General features: G+C 71.6%; 1 protein-coding gene. It reads left to right on the top strand.

Features of this window, described 5'->3' with window-relative positions; genetic code table 11:
- Nucleotides 1–362 precede the first annotated feature (362 nt).
- A partial coding sequence (locus tag KGQ19_RS52455) for an AllF/FdrA family protein (protein WP_212022400.1) occupies nt 363–1698 on the top strand: 1336 nt, incomplete at its 3' end.

Below are 1698 nucleotides of genomic sequence, written 5' to 3'. Positions count from 1 at the left end.
GGTGACGGTGAGGCCTATGGGGGTGACGGGCGCGGCTTTCGGGGGGACTTGGGGTGCCGGCGCTTGGGGTGCCGGCGCTTGGGGTGCCGGCGCTTGGGGTGCCGGCGCTTGAGCAGCCTGGGGTATTTGGGCGGCCTGGTCGCCTGACGTCGGCGGTACCGGTGTCGCTATCGGTGGCGGTACCGGTGCCGAAATCGGTGGCGGCTGTGCCATCCGCTGTCCCCCGTTCGCCTCGGGCACCTCGCTTGGCGATGTCGACATCTGCGAAGCTCTGGCGCCGTCCTTGTCAGGATTGCCCATGCCCGGACAGTAGCCCCGAGGTCTAGCGTCGCGACAGGCCCTCGCGGAAAGGATCGATGCCGGTGTCGGTGCCAATGACGGTCGCGGACGCGCCGGCCGAGCACGTGGAGGTGCGGCGCGGCGAGTACCACGACTCGGTGACGCTGATGCTCGCGGGCCGGGCGGTCGCCGGGGTGGCCGGGGTGGAGCGGGTGCTGGTGGCGATGGCGACGGAGCTGAATGTCGCGTTGCTCGCCGAGTTGGGGTATCCGGCGCTGGAGCCGGTCGGGCCGGGCGACCTGGTGGTCGCTTTCAGTTGCCGCGCGGATGCCGGCGGGTCCGCGGAATCCGCGGCGCTCGAAGCCCTGACCGGCGCTCTCACGTCGGCGTCGCAGCCCGGTGGCTCCATCACAGCACCCGGACATGCGTACCCTGACCAGCCCGCGCCCCGCACCACGGCCGCCGCGCTAGGCCGAACGAGTGCACCCATCACCCTGATTTCCACCCCCGGCCTTGCCGCCGTCGCGGAGGCCATGGAATCATTGGAATACGGTGCATCGCCGATCATTTTCAGCGATAACATCCCAATACGGCATGAGATCCGCCTCAAAGAAGCGGCCCGACGACGCGGCCTGCTGGTCATGGGCCCCGACTGCGGCACCGTCGTCCTGCACGGAACCGGCCTCGCCTTCGCGAACGTCACCGGACCAGGCCCGATCAGCCTCGTAGCGGCCTCGGGCACCGGTGCCCAGGAACTGATGGCCCTCCTCGACGCGGCGGGCACCGGCATCCGCCACTGCCTGGGCGTCGGCGGCCGGGATCTGACCCGCGAAGTGGCGGGCCGCTCGACCCTGGCCGCACTGACAGCCCTCGCCGACGACCCGGAGACTGAACTCATCGCGGTGGTCTCCAAACCACCGCACCCCGCCATCGCCGCCCGCATCGAGGCGCACGCGGCCACACTCGGCAAACCGGTCCACTTCGCCTTCGTGGGCGCCGACCAACCGACGCTGACCGGGTCGGCGGAGCGGATCCTCGCCGCACTCGGGCGACGGGCACCGGCGACGTGGCCGCGCTGGGCCCCGGCGCCGGAAGACGAGGAGAACACTCGCCGCGCGCCCGGGATCCGCGGGCTGTTCAGCGGTGGCACGTTGCGCGCTGAGGCGGAGGTGGTGCTGGCCCGTGCGCAGACAAGTTCCGACTCCGCCTTCACCTTCGACCTCACCGACTTCGGCGACGACGCCTACACCCGCGGCCGTCCGCACCCCATGATCGACAACACCCTGCGGTTGCGCGCGATCGCGGACGCGGCCGCGGATGCCGCGGTCGGGGTGCTGCTGCTGGATGTGGTGCTGGGGCGGGGCGCACATGCGGATCCGGGGGGCGAGATCGCGGCGGCGATTGCGGGGCTGCGGGGTG

It is taken from the genome of Catenulispora pinistramenti, from assembly GCF_018274385.1.
GTDB classification, from domain to species: Bacteria; Actinomycetota; Actinomycetes; order Streptomycetales; family Catenulisporaceae; genus Catenulispora; species Catenulispora pinistramenti.
The sequence above is the reverse complement of the archived record's forward strand: the minus strand, read 5'-3'. Positions and strand labels throughout refer to the sequence as shown.